Genomic DNA, 14,550 nt, shown 5'->3' with positions numbered 1-14,550 from the left:
GGCGATGCCCGGCCCGGTGGGGGATACTTCCCGCATGACGTCGGATCTCCCCCTCACGGCTGCGGCGTTCCTCCGGGCCGCCCTCGACCGGCACGTCCCGGCCGCGACGACCGACGCGATGGGGGAGCAGATCATCGACGCGGCGATGCGGCAGTTCGAGCTGTTCGGGGTGACCCGGTCGACGATGGGGGATATCACTCGACGCTCCGGCCTGTCGCGGATGTCCCTCTACCGCCGGTTCGCCAACAAGCAGGAGTTGGTCAACGCCGTCCTGCTCCGCGAATCCGGTCGGATCCTGGCGGGGCTGAAGAAGGAGATAGACCGGTACGACGACGTGGAGTCCAAGCTCACCGAGGGGTTCCTCTACACCGTGGACACCCTGCGGGGGCACAGCCTGCTCAACCGGCTCCTGGAGAGCGAGCCCGAGGTGTCGGTCCCCTACCTCACCGTCTTGGCCGAACCACTGGTCCGCAGCAGCGCCGAGTTCCTGGCCTCGGAGATGGCCACGAGCCTGGACGACCGGCGGACCCACGAGGAGTTGCTCGTCGCCGCCGAGGTCGCCGTCCGGTTGGTGATCTCGTTCGTCCTCACCCCGTCCACCACGATCGACCTCGACGACCCGGACGTGGCGCGGGCGTTCGCGCGGACGCACCTCGGCCCGCAACTGCAGGGGCCGCGGGGTCGTCCCTCGGACCAGTAGGTCGCCGCAGGCCGTTGACACCGGGATCCCCCCTGCCTAGCCTGAGGTACAAAGAGACCCAGATTGTCACTCTGTACTCCCGGGGTCTCGCCACCCCGGCCCGCCCGGGCCGGAACGAAAGGGACCGCCATGACCGTGGACACGCCCGCACCGTCGATGTCCCGCGAGGAGTACGACGCCGCGCTGCTCCGGCTCTCCGAGGCGTCCGTGCGCCGCCACTTCGACGCGTTCGTCGACGTGCCCTGGGACCATCCCGACTTCCGGGTGGACCCCCGCGACGAACGGTGGGTGCTGCCCGCCGGGGTCGACCCGCTGGGCAGCCATCCCTGGTACCGGCAACTGCCGGTGGCCACGCAGATCGAGATCGGCCTGTGGCGCCAGGCCAACATCATGAAGATCGGGCTGCAGTTCGAGAACATCCTCATCCGCGGGATCATGCAGTACGTCTCGACCCTGGACAACGGCTCGGCCGAGTTCCGCTACCTCACGCACGAGGCCACCGAGGAGTGCCATCACACCCAGATGTTCCAGCAGGGCGTCAACGTCATCGGGGCCGACGTGCCCGGGCTCCCGCGATGGATCCGTCGGGCCTCCCCGGTCATCCCCCTGTTCGCCTCCCTCGCGCCGGTGGGCTTTTTCATCGGGGTCCTCGCCGGCGAAGAGCCCATCGACCATTCGCAGAAGCAGGTGCTCCGCAGCGCGGCGGATCTCCCGCCCGTGTTGAGCCGCATCATGGAGATCCACGTGGCGGAGGAGGCCCGGCACATCTCCTTCGCGCACACCTTCGTGGCCCGCCACGCCCCGCGGTTGGGCCGGGTGGACCGGATCGTCGCCTCGCTCGCGTTCCCCGTGATCATGCGGGTCCTGGGCGACGCCGTCCTCAAGCCGACGAGGGAGTTCCGCGAGGAGTTCGACATCCCCCGCGAGGTCGTGTCCGAGCTGTACTGGAACAGCCCGGAGTCCCGGGCGTTCCTGTCCGACCTCTTCTCCGACGTGCGCATGCTCGCCGAGCAGTCCGGGCTGATGAACCCCCTGGCCCGGCGCGTCTGGCGGGCCCTGAAGATCGACGGGCGCGCCTCGCGCTACCGGAGCGAGCCGCCCGTCACCTACTCTCCCCGCACCTGATGCCCCACGTCGTCACCCAGTCGTGCTGCGCGGACGCCTCGTGCGTCCACGCCTGCCCGGTCAACTGCATCCACCCGACCCCGGACGAACCGGACTTCGGCTCCGCCCACATGCTCTACATCGACCCGGACGTCTGCGTGGACTGCGGGGCCTGCGTGGGCGCGTGCCCGGTCGGGGCGATCGTGCCCGGCGACAGCCTCGCCCCCGACCAGCGCGTCTTCCTCGACCTCAACGCGGCGCTGAGCGATCCCGATCGGACCTACCCGCCGCAGGCACCGGTCCCCGGGCTCCGCCGGCTGGAGCCCGGGCGCGGGCCGCTGCGGGTGGCGATCGTCGGAGCCGGACCCGCCGCCCTCTACGCCGCCGACGAGCTGCTCAGGCAGCCGGGCGTCGAGGTGACCGTCTTCGACCGCCTGGCCGTCCCCCACGGTCTGGCCCGGCACGGTGTCGCGCCCGACCACCCGCGGACGCGTTCGGTCACGGACCTGTTCGCCCTCATCGAGGCCCAACCGGGGTTCGAGTACCGGCTCGGGGTGGAGATCGGCCGGGACCTGACCGCCGATCAGCTGGCCGCGCGGCATCACGCCGTGATCTACGCGACCGGCGCCGGCACCGATCGCCCCCTCGACGTCCCGGGCTCCGATCTCCCGGGCAGCATGTCCGCGACGGAGGTCGCGTCCTGGTACAACGCGCACCCGGACCATGTGGACACCCGGGTGCCGCTCCACCACCACCGTGCCGTGATCGTGGGCAATGGCAACGTCGCCCTGGACGTCGCGAGGATCCTCGTCACCCCCGCGGACTCGCTCGCCCGGACCGACATCTCGCCCACCGCCCTCGCGGCGCTGCGGGGCAGTCGCGTCCGGGAGGTCGTCGTGCTGGGTCGTCGCGGGCCCGCGCACGCCGCGTTCACCCTCCCGGAACTGGTCGGCCTGGCGTCGCGCCGGGACATCGACCTGCGGGTCCAGACCCCCGGCGCGATCGACCCCGACGCCGGCACCGACCGTCAGGGCCGCCTCCTGCTGGACCGCCTCGCGGAGGTGGCCGCCCGCACGCCGCGGGCGGGGAGCCCCCGGATAGTCCTGCGGTTCCAGACCGCGCCGGTGGAGATCCTCGGCGACGAGCGGGTGGAGGGACTGCGGGTCGCCCGGACGGAGCCGACGGCCGGGGAGGGCGGGGGGCGGGCGGCCGTCATCCCGGGGTCGGAGGAGGTCCTGTCCGCGGGACTGGTGGTGCGGTCGGTGGGCTACCGCGGCGTGCCCGTGCCCGGCGTGCCGTTCGACCCGGTCACGGCGACCATCCCCCACCGGGCCGGCCGGGTCCTCGACCGTCCCGGCGGGGACGAGGTCCCGGGCGCGTACGTGGTCGGGTGGATCAAGCGCGGCCCGCGCGGGTTCATCGGCTCCAACAAGACCTGCGCGCGGGAGACCGTGGACGCGCTGCTCGCCGACGCCGACGCGGGGCGGCTCCCGGGTCGGGCGCGGGCGGGGTGGCCCCGACCCGACCTGCTCGGATAACATTGACACTCGTCAACTGATGGCGGGCCGCGACGCGGACACCCGGATCGCCGCCACCGGGGAAGAAGAGGTCACACCACCATGACGGCACCGATCGCCCCCACCCGCGAGGCCCTGTTCCGACCCCTCGAGGTCCGGGGCATGCACCTGGCCAACCGCCTGGTCATGTCGCCGATGACCCGGATGGGTTGCCCGGGCGGGCTGCCGGACGATGTCAATCGGGACTACTACGCCGACCGCGCCGCCGGCGGGACCGCGCTCATCGTCACCGAGGGCATCGGCGTGGATCACCCGACCTCGGTGGACCATTCCATGATCCCCCGCCTCGACGGCCCGGAGTCAGTTGCCGCGTGGCGGGTGGTGACGGACGCGGTCCACGCCGCGGGCGGCCGGATCCTCGCGCAGCTCTGGCACGTGGGTCCGCTGTGGGGCGCCAACGCGCGATTCGACCGCCCCGACCGGGATCGTCTGATGCAGATGCACCCGATGCGCCCGTCCGGGCGGTGGGGCACCCCGGGGGTCACCACCTACTCCGAGCGCAGCATCGCCCGCTGGTCGCCCGAGGTGGCGCCGATGACCGAGGCGGACATCGCCGAGACCATCGCCGCCTTCGCCCGGTCCGCCGCGCTGGCCGTCCGGGCCGGGTTCGACGGCGTGACCCTCCACGGGGGTCACGGCTACCTCCTCGACTCCTTTGTCTGGGCCGACACCAACCGGCGCACCGACTCCTGGGGCGGGGACCTGGCCGCGCGCAGCCGCTACCCCGCCGCGGTGGTGGCCGCGGTGCGCGAGGCGATCGGGCCGGACACCCCGCTGTTCTACCGCTTCTCCCAACACACTCAGCAGGACTACACCGTCCGCAAGGCCACCACGCCCGGGGAGCTGGGCGTCTACCTGGGCGCCCTCGCCGATGCCGGGGTCGACCTGTTCGACGCCTCCACCCGCCGCTTCGACGATCCCGCCTTCCCCGACCTCGAGGGGGACGACGGCACGGTGACCCTGGCCGGATGGGCCCGCCGACTGACCGGTCTGCCCTCCGGCGCGGTGGGCGGGGTGGGCATCGGCACCTCCCTGCGCGAGCAGAAGTCCGGCAAGCCGACCCACTCCGCGGACAACATCGACGCCGTGGTGGCGGCCATGGAGCGCGGCGAGTTCGACCTCATCTCCCTGGGCCGCCTCCACCTGGCCGAGCCGGCGATCGCCCGGGTCCTGCGCGAGGCCGGTCCGCTGCCGGAGTTCGTGCGCGAGGTCCACGAGATGCCGCTGCGCCAGGCCGAGGACTGACGGCCCGAACGTCGGCCCACGCCGTCACGGGTGTCGGCCGACGCCGTCCCCTAGTCGACCGACGGCGCCCACTGCACGCCGTTGATGTGCGAGCCGCCGTCGACATACAGCGTGTTTCCCGTGAGGTAGCGGCTGGCGTCCCCGGCGAGAAAGGCGGCGACCGGCCCGATGTCGTCGAGCGGGTCACCCACGCGGCCCATCGGGTTGGCCTCGGCCATCGCCGCCGCCATCTCCGGGTTGGCCTCGGCGACGCGCCTGTACGCCTCGCTCTGCGCGCCCGGGCAGATCACGTTGCAGCACACCTGCCGCGGCGCCCACTCGCGTGCCGCGGTGCGGGTGAGCGTACGGAGCGCCTCCTTGGCCGCGTTGTACTGCACCGAGTACATGTGGGCGTTGACGCCGTTGAGCGAGCAGAGGTTGATCACGCGCCCGGTGCCGCGCTTCTCCAACTCCGGCAGGGCGGCCTGCATGGCCCAGAAGGCGGCCATCACGGCCATCTCGAAGCCGGAGCGCAGGTTGTCGTCGGTCATGTTCTCGAGCCGGGCGAAGCCCGAGCCCTTCCAGGCGTTGTTGACCAGGACATCGAGTCGACCGAAGCGACTGACCGCCCCGTCGACCATGCCGACGACCTGCGCCTTGTCGGTCACGTCGGTCCGGACGAACTCGGCCTGCGCACCCCACTCGTCGCGCAGCCACGAGGCGGTCCCGGTGCCGGCCGCCTCGTCGATCTCGGCCACGACGATCGAGGCACCCTCCCTCGCGAGCGCCCCGGCGATGCCGCGACCGACGCCCATCCCCGCGCCCGTGACCACCGCCACCCGGCCGTCCAGAGTCCCCATTCCGCACTCCTGTGTCAGTTGCTCAACCCCGCGTACAAGAGCAAGTTCTACCCAGGTCGGGCTGGGAGCGGGCCGGATTGGGCGAGGTCAGGTCGCGGCCCCACCGCAAGGAATCCGGTCGGCGTGGCGGGAATGCTGGCGGGCCCGCGGTGAGGTGGGTTTGATGGTGGACATGACCGTCACCGATGAACTGCTCGAGGCCGCCAAGGCCTACCAGGCCGACTTCGACAAGGGCCACCTCCCCATGCCTCCCGGCCGCCGGATCGCCGTGGTGGCCTGCATGGACGCCCGCCTCAACCCGTACGGCCTCCTCGGGCTCACCGAGGGCGACGCCCACGTCATCCGCAACGCCGGCGGCGTGGTCACCGACGACGTCCTGCGGTCGCTGTCGATCAGCCAACGGCTCCTGGGCACGGAGGAGATCGTCCTGATCCATCACACCGACTGCGGCATGCTCACCTTCCGCGACGACGAGTTCAAGGACCAGATCCAGGCCGACACGGGCCTGCGGCCCCGCTGGGCGCCGGAGTCGTTCCCCGAGCCGGAGGCGGACGTCCGGCAGTCGCTCGCCCGGGTCGAGTCGGATCCGTTCCTGCTCCACGGCGCCGCCGTGCGCGGGTTCGTCTACGACGTCTCGACCGGCGCACTGCGCGAGGTCACCCGCGACTGACCGTGTGCACCCCGCGACACGTGGTGCACACGCCGAGATTAAGATAATTTGAGCTGGGCGCAACCGTGTCCGTACGACCCACTCAAGCGAGGTCTGTCGGAAATGACCACTTCCACCTTCACCCCGGTCGCCAGGGGTGTGCGATTCGCGCTGCTGGCTGGCGGCCTGATCGCCATCGCGTTCGGCATCGCGGTCCTCTTCTGGCCCGGCAAGACCGCCGTCGCCGTCACCGGCGTCATCGCCGTCTACGCCATCGTCGCCGGCATCGTCTACATCACGATGTCCTTCGTCGCCAAGAGCCAGTCCGCGGGCAGCCGCGTGGGCCACGGGCTGCTGGGCCTGCTCTACATCGTGGCGGGCATCTACGCCTTCGCCTCCCTCCAGCAGTCCGCCGCGTTCCTCGGCATCTTCATCACCGTGCTGATCGGCGTGATGTGGATCTTCGAGGGCTTCACCGCGCTGTTCACCCTCAGCGAGGCCAGCTCGAAGGGCGTGACGATCTTCTTCGCGATCATCTCCGTGCTGGCCGGCATCTCGCTGGTGAGCACCCCGCTGTGGGGCGCGGGCTTCCTCTGGTGGCTCGCCGGCATCTCCCTCATCGTCCTGGGCGCGCTCAACGTGGTGCGCGGCTTCTCCATGAAGGACTGAGCCCCGCTCCGCGACGCTACACCGCGGCCCGTCGTGACCCGCCCGCCGATCCGGCGCGGCGGACCACGACGGGCCGCTGCCGTTCCATCCGGAGCCCGCCCACCCCCACGGGTGGGGAGAGAAGGCGCGGCGGGCGGGGGTCAGGTGAGGAGCTGGGCCGCGTACAGCGCGGAGACGGCCAGCGCCGCCGCCCCGAGGCCCGCCCGCAGTCCCCGCTCCGGGATCCGCGGCTGCAGCATCACCCCCAGGTACCCGCCGATCAGCCCGCCCAGCCCACAGGCCAGGCCGATCCCCCACGCCGGGGAGACGGTCCCGGCGGACAACGGTGCGAGCGCGGTGAAGGCGGCCGCCCCGACCACGGACGTGATCCAGGTGGTGGCCAGGGCGGCGGGCGCCACCAGCCCCACGGTCAGGCCACCGGCGACCAGCAGGGGCGAGAGGATCGACCCCCCTCCGATGCCGTAGACGCCGCCGAACGCGCCCACGACGAACGCCGCCGTCCGCTGGTGCGCGGTGACCCACCTCGACACCCGCCCGGGGCCGGCGGCGTCGCCCGCCCGGCGGGGCCGCACCAGGCCGTAGCCGATCGGCGCGAGCAACGCCACGGCCAGCAGCCGCGCGACGTCCTCGCCGGGGGCCAGGAAGACGCGGACCGCGGCGCCGAGCAGCACGCCCGGGACGGTGCCCGCGAGCAGGCGCACGGTCAGGGCTGCGGAGTCGGAGAACGCCCGGCGCCGGTGGAACTTCCACAGGGCGCCGGGCGCGGAGACGATGTTGAACAGCAGGTTGGTGGGGGTCACCTGCGGGCTCGAGACCGACAGGAACTGGAGCTGGACCGGCAGCAGGAACACCGCGCCGGAGATCCCCACCGGGGTGGTGAGGGTCGCGATCACCAGCCCGGCGGTGAAGGCCACCAGGAGTCCGGTCACGGCCGGGTCAGGACCGGAGCACGTCGGCGCCGGGGTGCGCGCGCACCCAGACCCGGTCGCCCGGGCCGATGCCGGTCGCGGTGGCCTCGGTCCGGGTCAGCTGCCCGTGCACCCGCTCGGCGCCGGGCGCGCCGTCGAGCTCCACCTCGTAGCGGACCTCGAACCCGACCCGCTTCCACCGCACCACGCGGCCGGGCTCGCCGCCGGACTCCGGGCCCCGCGAGACCCGCACGTCGTGGGGGCGCAGCAGGACCCCGCCCAGCCGGGTGGTGGGGCCGAGGAAGCTGAAGACGAACTCGTTGGCCGGGCGGTCGTACAGCTCCTCCGGGGAGCCGACCTGCTCGATCCGACCGTGGTTGATCACCACGATCGTGTCGGCCACCTCGAGCGCCTCCTCCTGGTCGTGGGTGACGAACACCGAGGTCACGTGGACCTCGTCGTGCAGCCGCCGCAGCCAGTCCCGAAGTTCCTTGCGCACCTTGGCGTCCAGCGCGCCGAACGGCTCGTCGAGCAGCAGGACGCTCGGTTCGATCGCCAGGGCCCGGGCCAGGGCCATGCGTTGCCGCTGGCCGCCGGACAGCTGCGCGGGCAGCCGGTCGCCGAACTGGGCCAGCTGGACCAGCTGCAGCAGCTCGTCCACGCGCCGGCGGATCTCGTGCTTGGGCACCTTGCGGATCTCCAGCCCGAACGCCACGTTCCTCGCCACCGTGAGGTGCTTGAAGGCGGCGTAGTGCTGGAAGACGAACCCGACGTTGCGCTTCTGCGCGGGGACCCCGGTGGTGTCGCGGCCGTCGATCTCGACGGTCCCGGTGTCCGCGGTCTCGAGCCCGCCGAGGATCTGCAGCAGCGTGGTCTTGCCCGATCCCGACGGGCCGAGCAGCGCGGTGAGCCCGCCGGAGGGCACGGAGAGGCTGATGTCGTCCAGCGCCACGAAGTCGCCGTAGCGTTTGCCGACGCCTGAGATCTCAATCCCCACGGGGGTCCTCTTTCGGTCGAAGGATCATGACGATCACCAGGGCGGCCACGGCGATCAGCGCGAGCAGGAAGCCGATGGCGTAGGCGCCGCCGGTGTCGAACCCCTGGTGGAGCCGCTGCACGGCGATCGTGGCGGTCTCGGTGCGGTTGACGATGCCGCCGGAGACGATCAGCACCGCGCCGAACTCCCCGATCGCGCGGGCGAAGGTGAGCACCACGCCGTAGGCCACGGCCCACTTGATGGCGGGCAGGGTGATGCGCCACAGGGTCTGCCGGCCGGAGGCCCCGAGGCTGCGCGCGGCGAGTTCCTGGTCGTCGCCGATCTCCTGCAGCACGGGCACCACGGCGCGCAGGACCAGCGGGAGCGAGACGAACGTGACGGCCAGGACGATGCCGGTGTAGGAGAACACCACGGAGACGCCGATCTCGGCCAGTGGCCGGCCGAGCCAGCCGTGCGCGGGCCCGTAGGCCAGCAGCAGCGCCAGACCCACGATGATCGGCGAGACCGACACCGGCAGGTCCATGAACGAGCTCAGCAGCCGCTTGCCGGGGAACTCGTGCCGCACCAGCAGGATCCCCAGCGTGATGCCGAAGACCGTGTTGAGCACCACCGCCCACAGCGCGCTGGAGAGCGTGACGAGCAGGGCGTTCTGCACGGACGGGTCGCCCAGCGCGGAGACCAGGTGGTTGTTGCCGTCGAAGAAGGTGCGTTGCACGATCATCGCCAGCGGCCAGCCGACGAGGAGGAACAGGTAGGTGACGACGACGACGAGGCGCACGAGCCCCCACGTCGGCACCGGCCGGCGCCGCCGAACCGGCTCGCCGGCCGGGGTCATGGCGGTCGGGCCGTGCTCAGCCATGCCGTGCCACCCGTCGCGAGATGAGGTCGAGGATCCCGATGGCCAGGAGCGCCACCAGAAGCAGCACCACCGCGACGGTGGCGGCGGCGGCCACGTCGTCGATCTCGATGTAGCTCTGGATGCGGATCGGGGCGCCCTCGGAGATGTTGGGCCGGTTGCCGGTGAACAGGACCAGCGCGCCGAACTCCCCGACCCCGCGGGCGAAGGACAGGGTGGCCCCGGCGGCGATCGCGGGGGTCAGGGTGGGCAGGACGATCCGCCGGAACGTGGTGGCGCGGGACGCCCCGAGCGACCGGGCGGCCTGCTCCACCTGGGGGTCCAGCTCGAGCAGCACCGGCTCGACCGTGCGGACGACGAACGGCAGGGTGACGAAGAGGACCGCGAGGAACACCGAGTACGGCGTGCCGGCGATGGTCAGGCCCATCGGGCTGTTGGGCCCGTAGAGGCTGAGCAGGACCAGACCCGCCACCAGCGACGGCAGGGCGAAGGGGATGTCGATCACGAGCTCGATCACCCGCTTGCCGGGAAGCCGGTCGCGGACCAGGACCCAGGCGATGAGGGTGCCGACCACCACGTTGACCACGGTCGCCGCGAGCGCCGACAGCAGCGTCAGCCTGATCGCGTTGGCGGTCTGGACGTTGGTCAGCGTGGACCAGAAGGCCTGCCAGCCGCCCTCCGCCGAGGAGAGAACCACCAGGGCCAGCGGGATGAGGACCAGCAGGCTGAACCACAGCACGGACACGCCGAGCGCGACCGACGCCGGCCGGGTGAGCGTGGTGCGGGCCCCGCGTCGCCGACGCCGGGGGACCGGCGTCGGCGACGTGACGGATGGTGGGACGACGGCGGTCATCGTCAGTTCAGGCCCGACTTCCGGATGATCCCGGTGATGATCCCGTCGTCGTCGAAGTACGTGTCCACGACGGCCTTCCAGCCGCCGAAGTCGCCGTCGACCGTGTAGAGCTCGGGGACCTCCGGGAACGGGTCGGAGGGGTCGGCCACGCCGTCGATCTGGCTGGTGTCGACCCGGTCGGCGACCGAGGCCAGGGGCCGGAACCCGTACCGCGCGTAGATCTGCTGCCCCTCGGCGCTGAGGGCGAAGTCCAGGAAGCGCTGCGCGGTCTCCGGCGCGGAGGTGGTCACGGCCGCGGGGTTCTGGATGAGCAGGCTGCGGTCCGGGACGATGTACTCGTACTCCTGGCCCTGCTGCTTCCCGAGGATGGCCTCGTTCTCGTACGAGATGAGCACGTCGCCCGTGCCGTCGAGGAACGCGGTGGTGGCGTCGCGGCCCGAGCCGGGGAACGCCGCGACGTTGCCGATCACGGCCTCGAGGAACTCGGCGGCCTGCGCCTCGGTGCCGCCCTTCTGCAGGACCGACGCCCACGCGGCGAGGATGTTCCAGCGCGCCGCACCCGAGGAGCCGGGGTTGGGGGTGACGATCTCGACGTCGTCGCGGGCCAGGTCCTCCCAGTCGGTGATGTTCTTGGGGTTGCCCTGGCGGACCACCAGCACCACCACGGAGTCGGTGAGGAAACCCTTGTTCTCCCCGGAGTTCCAGCCCTGGTCCACCAGGCCGGCGTCGACGAGCCTGGTGACGTCGGGCTCCACGGAGAAGTGGACGACGTCAGCCGGCTGCCCGTTGGCCACGGCGCGGGACTGGTCGCCCGAGGCCCCGTAGGAGGTGAGCCAGCTGGTGCCCTCGCCGTCCGGGGTCTCGGCGAACGCGGCCTGCACGGCGGCGTTGCCCTCGGCCGGGACGGCGAACCCGACGATCGACAACTCGTCGCCGGACGCGGACCCGCCGCACCCTGCCACGAGGGCCGCGGTGAGCCCCACACCCAGGATGCTGGTCCCCAGCCTCGTGATGGTCCTTCTGCTGATCATGTGCTGTCCACTTTCGCCGTGTCTGCCGGGCGGCATCGTCAGGCGAAGGTAACGAGACCGGACACGGACCGCGAAGTGTTTTGTTCACCGTGAACCGAACCCGGCACGCGCGCCGGGCACGGTCTACGGGCGCAACGAGGTGGGACCTACCGGCGCCCCGCCGCGTCGGGCGGGGGGTCCGCCGGCCGTCCCCCGGTGAGCAGCTCCGTCAGCTCGTCCACCCAGGCCTCGTCCAGCGCGGCGTCGCGGCGCACGAGGATGCGGAAGATCACCGCGCCGGCGACCGCCTCGACGAGCACCGGCAGGTGATCCCCCTCGCGGTGTTCACGGCCGACGCGGGTGTCGAACGCGGTGAGGTTGCCCGACAACCGGGTGATCATCCGCGCGTGCAGGTCGGGGTCGGCGACGGTGTCGGCGATCAGGCCCGGCAGCGCCACCCGCACCTCGGGCCGGTCGAAGATCGCCCGGACCGCCTCGACCAGGGCCCTGATCGCGGACCGGGCGTCACCGGACTCGTCGGGGGCGGGGATCGGCTCGGCGGACAACACCGCCTCGTGGACCAGCTGCGTCTTGCCCGACCACCGCCGGTAGATGGCGGCGGTGGTGGTCCCGGCGCGGACGGCGACTGCCGAGAGGGTCAGCCCGGGGTAGCCCGTCTCGAGCAGCAGCTCGCGGGTCGCGGCGATGACCGCGGCGTCGATCCTGCCGTCGCGCGGCCGGCCCGAACCGGACCGGCCGGAAGCGGGACGAGGCCGCGCCGTCTCGGCCGATTCCCCGCGGTCCGCGCCCGCATCTGCTGTCATGGGCTCACCCTAGTTCCAATACAGCGCGAATCGTATCTCCAGGGAGAGCCCCATGAAGGTCATGACCGCCCTGTTCGGGCCCACCGACGCGGTGCACCGCGCGGAGGCGCTGCGCGAGGCCGGCGCCTCCGGGGTCTTCACGTTCGAGGGCCCGCACGACGTGTTCACCCCGCTGGTCCTGGCCTCGCAGGTGGCGGGCCTGGACGTGATGTCCAACGTGGCGATCGCGTTCCCCCGCAACCCCATCCAGCTCGCGCACCAGGCCCACGACCTCCAGACGCTCAGCGGGGGCCGGTTCATCCTGGGCCTGGGCACGCAGGTGCGCGCGCAGATCGAGAAGCGCTACGGCGCCGCGTTCGACCGCCCGGTCGAGCGGATGACGGAGCTGGTGGGGGCGCTGCGGGCGGTCTTCGACACCTGGGCGACCGGCGAGCGGCTGGATTTCCGCGGCGAGTTCTACCGGCACACCCTCATGACCCCGACCTTCGTCCCCGGGCCCACCCCGTACGGGCCGCCGCCGATCTACCTCGGCGCGCTCGGGCCGCGCCTGACCCGCGCCGCCGCGGAGGTGGCCGACGGGCTGCTGGTGATGCCGTTCGGGACCACCAGGTTCCTGCGCGAGCACACCCTGCCCGCCGTGCGCGCCGGGCTCGCGGCCGCCGGCCGGCGCGAGGAGGACTTCGAGGTGGTGCCCGAGGTGATCGTGTCCGTGGCCACGGGCCGGGACGACGACCACCTGTCCACCCGCCGGCTGCTCGCCTTCTACGGCTCCACACCCGCGTACAGGCCGGTCCTGGACGCCCACGGCTGGGGGGACCTGCAGCCCGAGCTCAACGCCATGTCCAAGCAGGGCCGCTGGCAGGAGATGACCTCGCTGATCAGCGACGACATCCTCCACACGATCGCCGCGTGCGGCACCCCGGCGGAGGTGGCCGCGCACGTCCGCGACCGCGTCGAGGGGGTGTCCGACCGGCTCTGCCTCTACCAGACCGGCCCCATCGCGACCGACGCGCTGGCCCAGATCGTCGACGCGCTGGCGGCCGACCGGTGACGCCGACGGCGGTCGACCTCGACGACGTCCGCGACGGACGCTACGGCGGGAAGGCGGCGGGCCTGGCCGAGCTCCGGCGCCTCGGCCTGGATGTGCCGCCGGGATTCGTCATCGCGGACGCCTCGGCCGACCTCGTCGTCGTCGACCTCTCCCGGTGGTTCACCCGCATGGCCGAGGCGGGCGCCACGCCCGTGGCCGTGAGGTCCTCCGCGGTCGGCGAGGACGGCGCCGAGCAGTCCTTCGCCGGCCAGTACGACACGGTCCTGGGCGTGGACTCGGCCGAGGCCCTCGCCGACGCCGTCCGGACCTGCGTCGGGTCCACGCACTCCCGCCGGGCCTCGGCGTACGGCGGGGGCGCCACGCCAGCGATGCACCTGGTGGTGCAGCAGATGGTCGACGCCCGCGCCGCCGGGGTGGTGTTCACCGCCGATCCCGCGACCGGGCGTCGCGACCTCATGGTGATCGACGCGGTGGCCGGGCTCGGGGACGCCCTGGTGGACGGCACCCGCCCGCCGGAGCACCTCGTCCTGGACGCCCGGGGCGAGGTGGTGGTCCACGAGTCCCCCGACGACGACGAGGTGGTGCTGGGGCCGGAGGAGATCGCGGCCATCCGGGCGGGCGCCTCGGGCGCGGCGCTCCACTGGGGCCGGCCGATGGATCTGGAGTGGGCGATCGACCGGGACGGGCGGCTGTGGTGGCTGCAGGCCCGGCCGATCACCACCCTGCCCGGCGACCTGGGCGCGATGGACTCCCCGGTCGCCGGGGCGGACCACGTCTACACGCGCTGCAACATCGGCGAGATGATGCCGGGGGCGTTCTGCCCCCTGACGGCGTCGGTCTCCGGGTTCGCGATCGACCACGCCATGCAGGCGATCCAGGTGGTGGCGCGGGCGCAGCCGGGCTACGAGCGGCCGTGGCTGCAGGTGGGCTACTTCTCCGGACACCTGTTCCTCGACCTCACCGAGGGGACGGCGCTGAGCTCGGGCATGGTGGGCAACTCCCTGGAGCAGTTCTCCACCTCGATCTGCGGGCGGGTGGTGGAGGAGCTGGTCCCCGCGCCGCCCGAGCCGTTCCTGCGCAGGCTGGGCAACACCATCCGGCTCTCCGCCTTCGCGCTCTCCGCCGGCCCGGCGATCCGGCGGCTGGAGGGGCGGATCGCCGGCTGGCGGGTCCCGTCCGGCGGCGATCCGCGGGGGGGGCTGGGGCGGTTGGGGGGGGGGGGTGGGCGGGAGTTCGGGGTCACGCCGGCGGCCGGGGGCGCGTCCCCC

Annotated in this window: 15 protein-coding genes; 8 read left to right on the top strand and 7 right to left on the bottom strand. The window is 72.5% G+C overall.

The annotated features are described in order from the left end of the window. Positions 1-34 precede the first annotated feature (34 nt). From Q0444_RS07790 to Q0444_RS07775, 4 genes are all read left to right on the top strand, one after another. Positions 35-700 carry a TetR/AcrR family transcriptional regulator gene (locus Q0444_RS07790; protein WP_291082640.1) on the top strand — a complete coding sequence of 222 codons (666 nt, stop codon included), beginning with the start codon at positions 35-37 and terminating at the stop codon, positions 698-700. Positions 701-856: 156 nt separating this feature from the next. Next, positions 857-1,825 (top strand): diiron oxygenase, encoded by a 969-nt coding sequence (locus Q0444_RS07785; protein WP_291082654.1) that lies wholly within the window; start codon positions 857-859, stop codon positions 1,823-1,825. Further along, entirely contained in the window at positions 1,825-3,342 is a 1,518-nt protein-coding gene (locus tag Q0444_RS07780; RefSeq protein WP_299022719.1) for an FAD-dependent oxidoreductase, read from the top strand. The genes Q0444_RS07785 and Q0444_RS07780 overlap by 1 nt, the downstream gene beginning before the upstream one ends. An 81-nt stretch (positions 3,343-3,423) precedes the next feature. Continuing rightward, positions 3,424-4,626: a 12-oxophytodienoate reductase gene (locus Q0444_RS07775; RefSeq protein WP_291082646.1), complete on the top strand. Its 1,203-nt coding sequence runs from the start codon at positions 3,424-3,426 to the stop codon at positions 4,624-4,626. A 50-nt stretch (positions 4,627-4,676) separates the two neighbouring features. On the opposite strand, the gene Q0444_RS07770 is transcribed toward Q0444_RS07775, so the two are convergent. Then, entirely contained in the window at positions 4,677-5,465 is a 789-nt protein-coding gene (locus Q0444_RS07770) for an SDR family NAD(P)-dependent oxidoreductase (RefSeq protein ID WP_299022715.1), read from the bottom strand. A 172-nt stretch (positions 5,466-5,637) separates the two neighbouring features. Here Q0444_RS07770 and Q0444_RS07765 point away from each other — a divergent pair, with 172 nt between their 5' ends. Beyond that, on the top strand, positions 5,638-6,135 hold the full coding sequence (locus Q0444_RS07765; protein WP_299022712.1) for a carbonic anhydrase: 498 nt from the start codon (positions 5,638-5,640) through the stop codon (positions 6,133-6,135). 102 nt (positions 6,136-6,237) lie between these two features. Then, entirely contained in the window at positions 6,238-6,783 is a 546-nt protein-coding gene (locus Q0444_RS07760; RefSeq protein ID WP_291082359.1) for an HdeD family acid-resistance protein, read from the top strand. 140 nt (positions 6,784-6,923) lie between these two features. Here the strand turns inward: Q0444_RS07760 and Q0444_RS07755 are convergent, their stop codons facing one another. The 6 genes from Q0444_RS07755 to Q0444_RS07730 all read right to left on the bottom strand — a co-directional run bounded on the left by Q0444_RS07755 (position 6,924) and on the right by Q0444_RS07730 (position 12,231). Continuing rightward, positions 6,924-7,712: a TSUP family transporter gene (locus Q0444_RS07755; RefSeq protein ID WP_291082357.1), complete on the bottom strand. Its 789-nt coding sequence runs from the start codon at positions 7,710-7,712 to the stop codon at positions 6,924-6,926. A gap of 7 nt (positions 7,713-7,719) precedes the next feature. Further along, entirely contained in the window at positions 7,720-8,688 is a 969-nt protein-coding gene (locus tag Q0444_RS07750) for a sulfate/molybdate ABC transporter ATP-binding protein (protein ID WP_299022707.1), read from the bottom strand. Continuing rightward, positions 8,678-9,547: a sulfate ABC transporter permease subunit gene (locus tag Q0444_RS07745; RefSeq protein ID WP_291082352.1), complete on the bottom strand. Its 870-nt coding sequence runs from the start codon at positions 9,545-9,547 to the stop codon at positions 8,678-8,680. The genes Q0444_RS07750 and Q0444_RS07745 overlap by 11 nt, the downstream gene beginning before the upstream one ends. After that, positions 9,540-10,397 carry a sulfate ABC transporter permease subunit CysT gene (gene cysT / locus Q0444_RS07740; protein ID WP_291082349.1) on the bottom strand — a complete coding sequence of 286 codons (858 nt, stop codon included), beginning with the start codon at positions 10,395-10,397 and terminating at the stop codon, positions 9,540-9,542. Before cysT ends, Q0444_RS07745 begins: the two co-directional genes overlap by 8 nt. 2 nt (positions 10,398-10,399) lie before the next feature. Further along, positions 10,400-11,428, bottom strand: a complete 1,029-nt coding sequence (locus Q0444_RS07735; RefSeq protein ID WP_299022703.1) for a sulfate ABC transporter substrate-binding protein — start codon at positions 11,426-11,428, stop codon at positions 10,400-10,402. Positions 11,429-11,574: 146 nt separating this feature from the next. After that, positions 11,575-12,231, bottom strand: a complete 657-nt coding sequence (locus Q0444_RS07730) for a TetR/AcrR family transcriptional regulator (protein ID WP_299022700.1) — start codon at positions 12,229-12,231, stop codon at positions 11,575-11,577. A 52-nt stretch (positions 12,232-12,283) separates the two neighbouring features. Between Q0444_RS07730 and Q0444_RS07725 the strand changes: the two genes are divergently transcribed. Further along, positions 12,284-13,282, top strand: a complete 999-nt coding sequence (locus Q0444_RS07725) for a TIGR03617 family F420-dependent LLM class oxidoreductase (protein ID WP_291082340.1) — start codon at positions 12,284-12,286, stop codon at positions 13,280-13,282. Beyond that, the coding region (locus Q0444_RS07720) for a PEP/pyruvate-binding domain-containing protein (RefSeq protein ID WP_299022696.1) at positions 13,279-14,550 on the top strand (1,272 nt) is incomplete at its 3' end. The genes Q0444_RS07725 and Q0444_RS07720, both read left to right, overlap by 4 nt.

This window comes from uncultured Dietzia sp. (assembly GCF_937873725.1).
Classification (GTDB): Bacteria; Actinomycetota; Actinomycetes; order Mycobacteriales; family Mycobacteriaceae; genus Dietzia.
The sequence above is the reverse complement of the archived record's forward strand: the minus strand, read 5'-3'. Positions and strand labels throughout refer to the sequence as shown.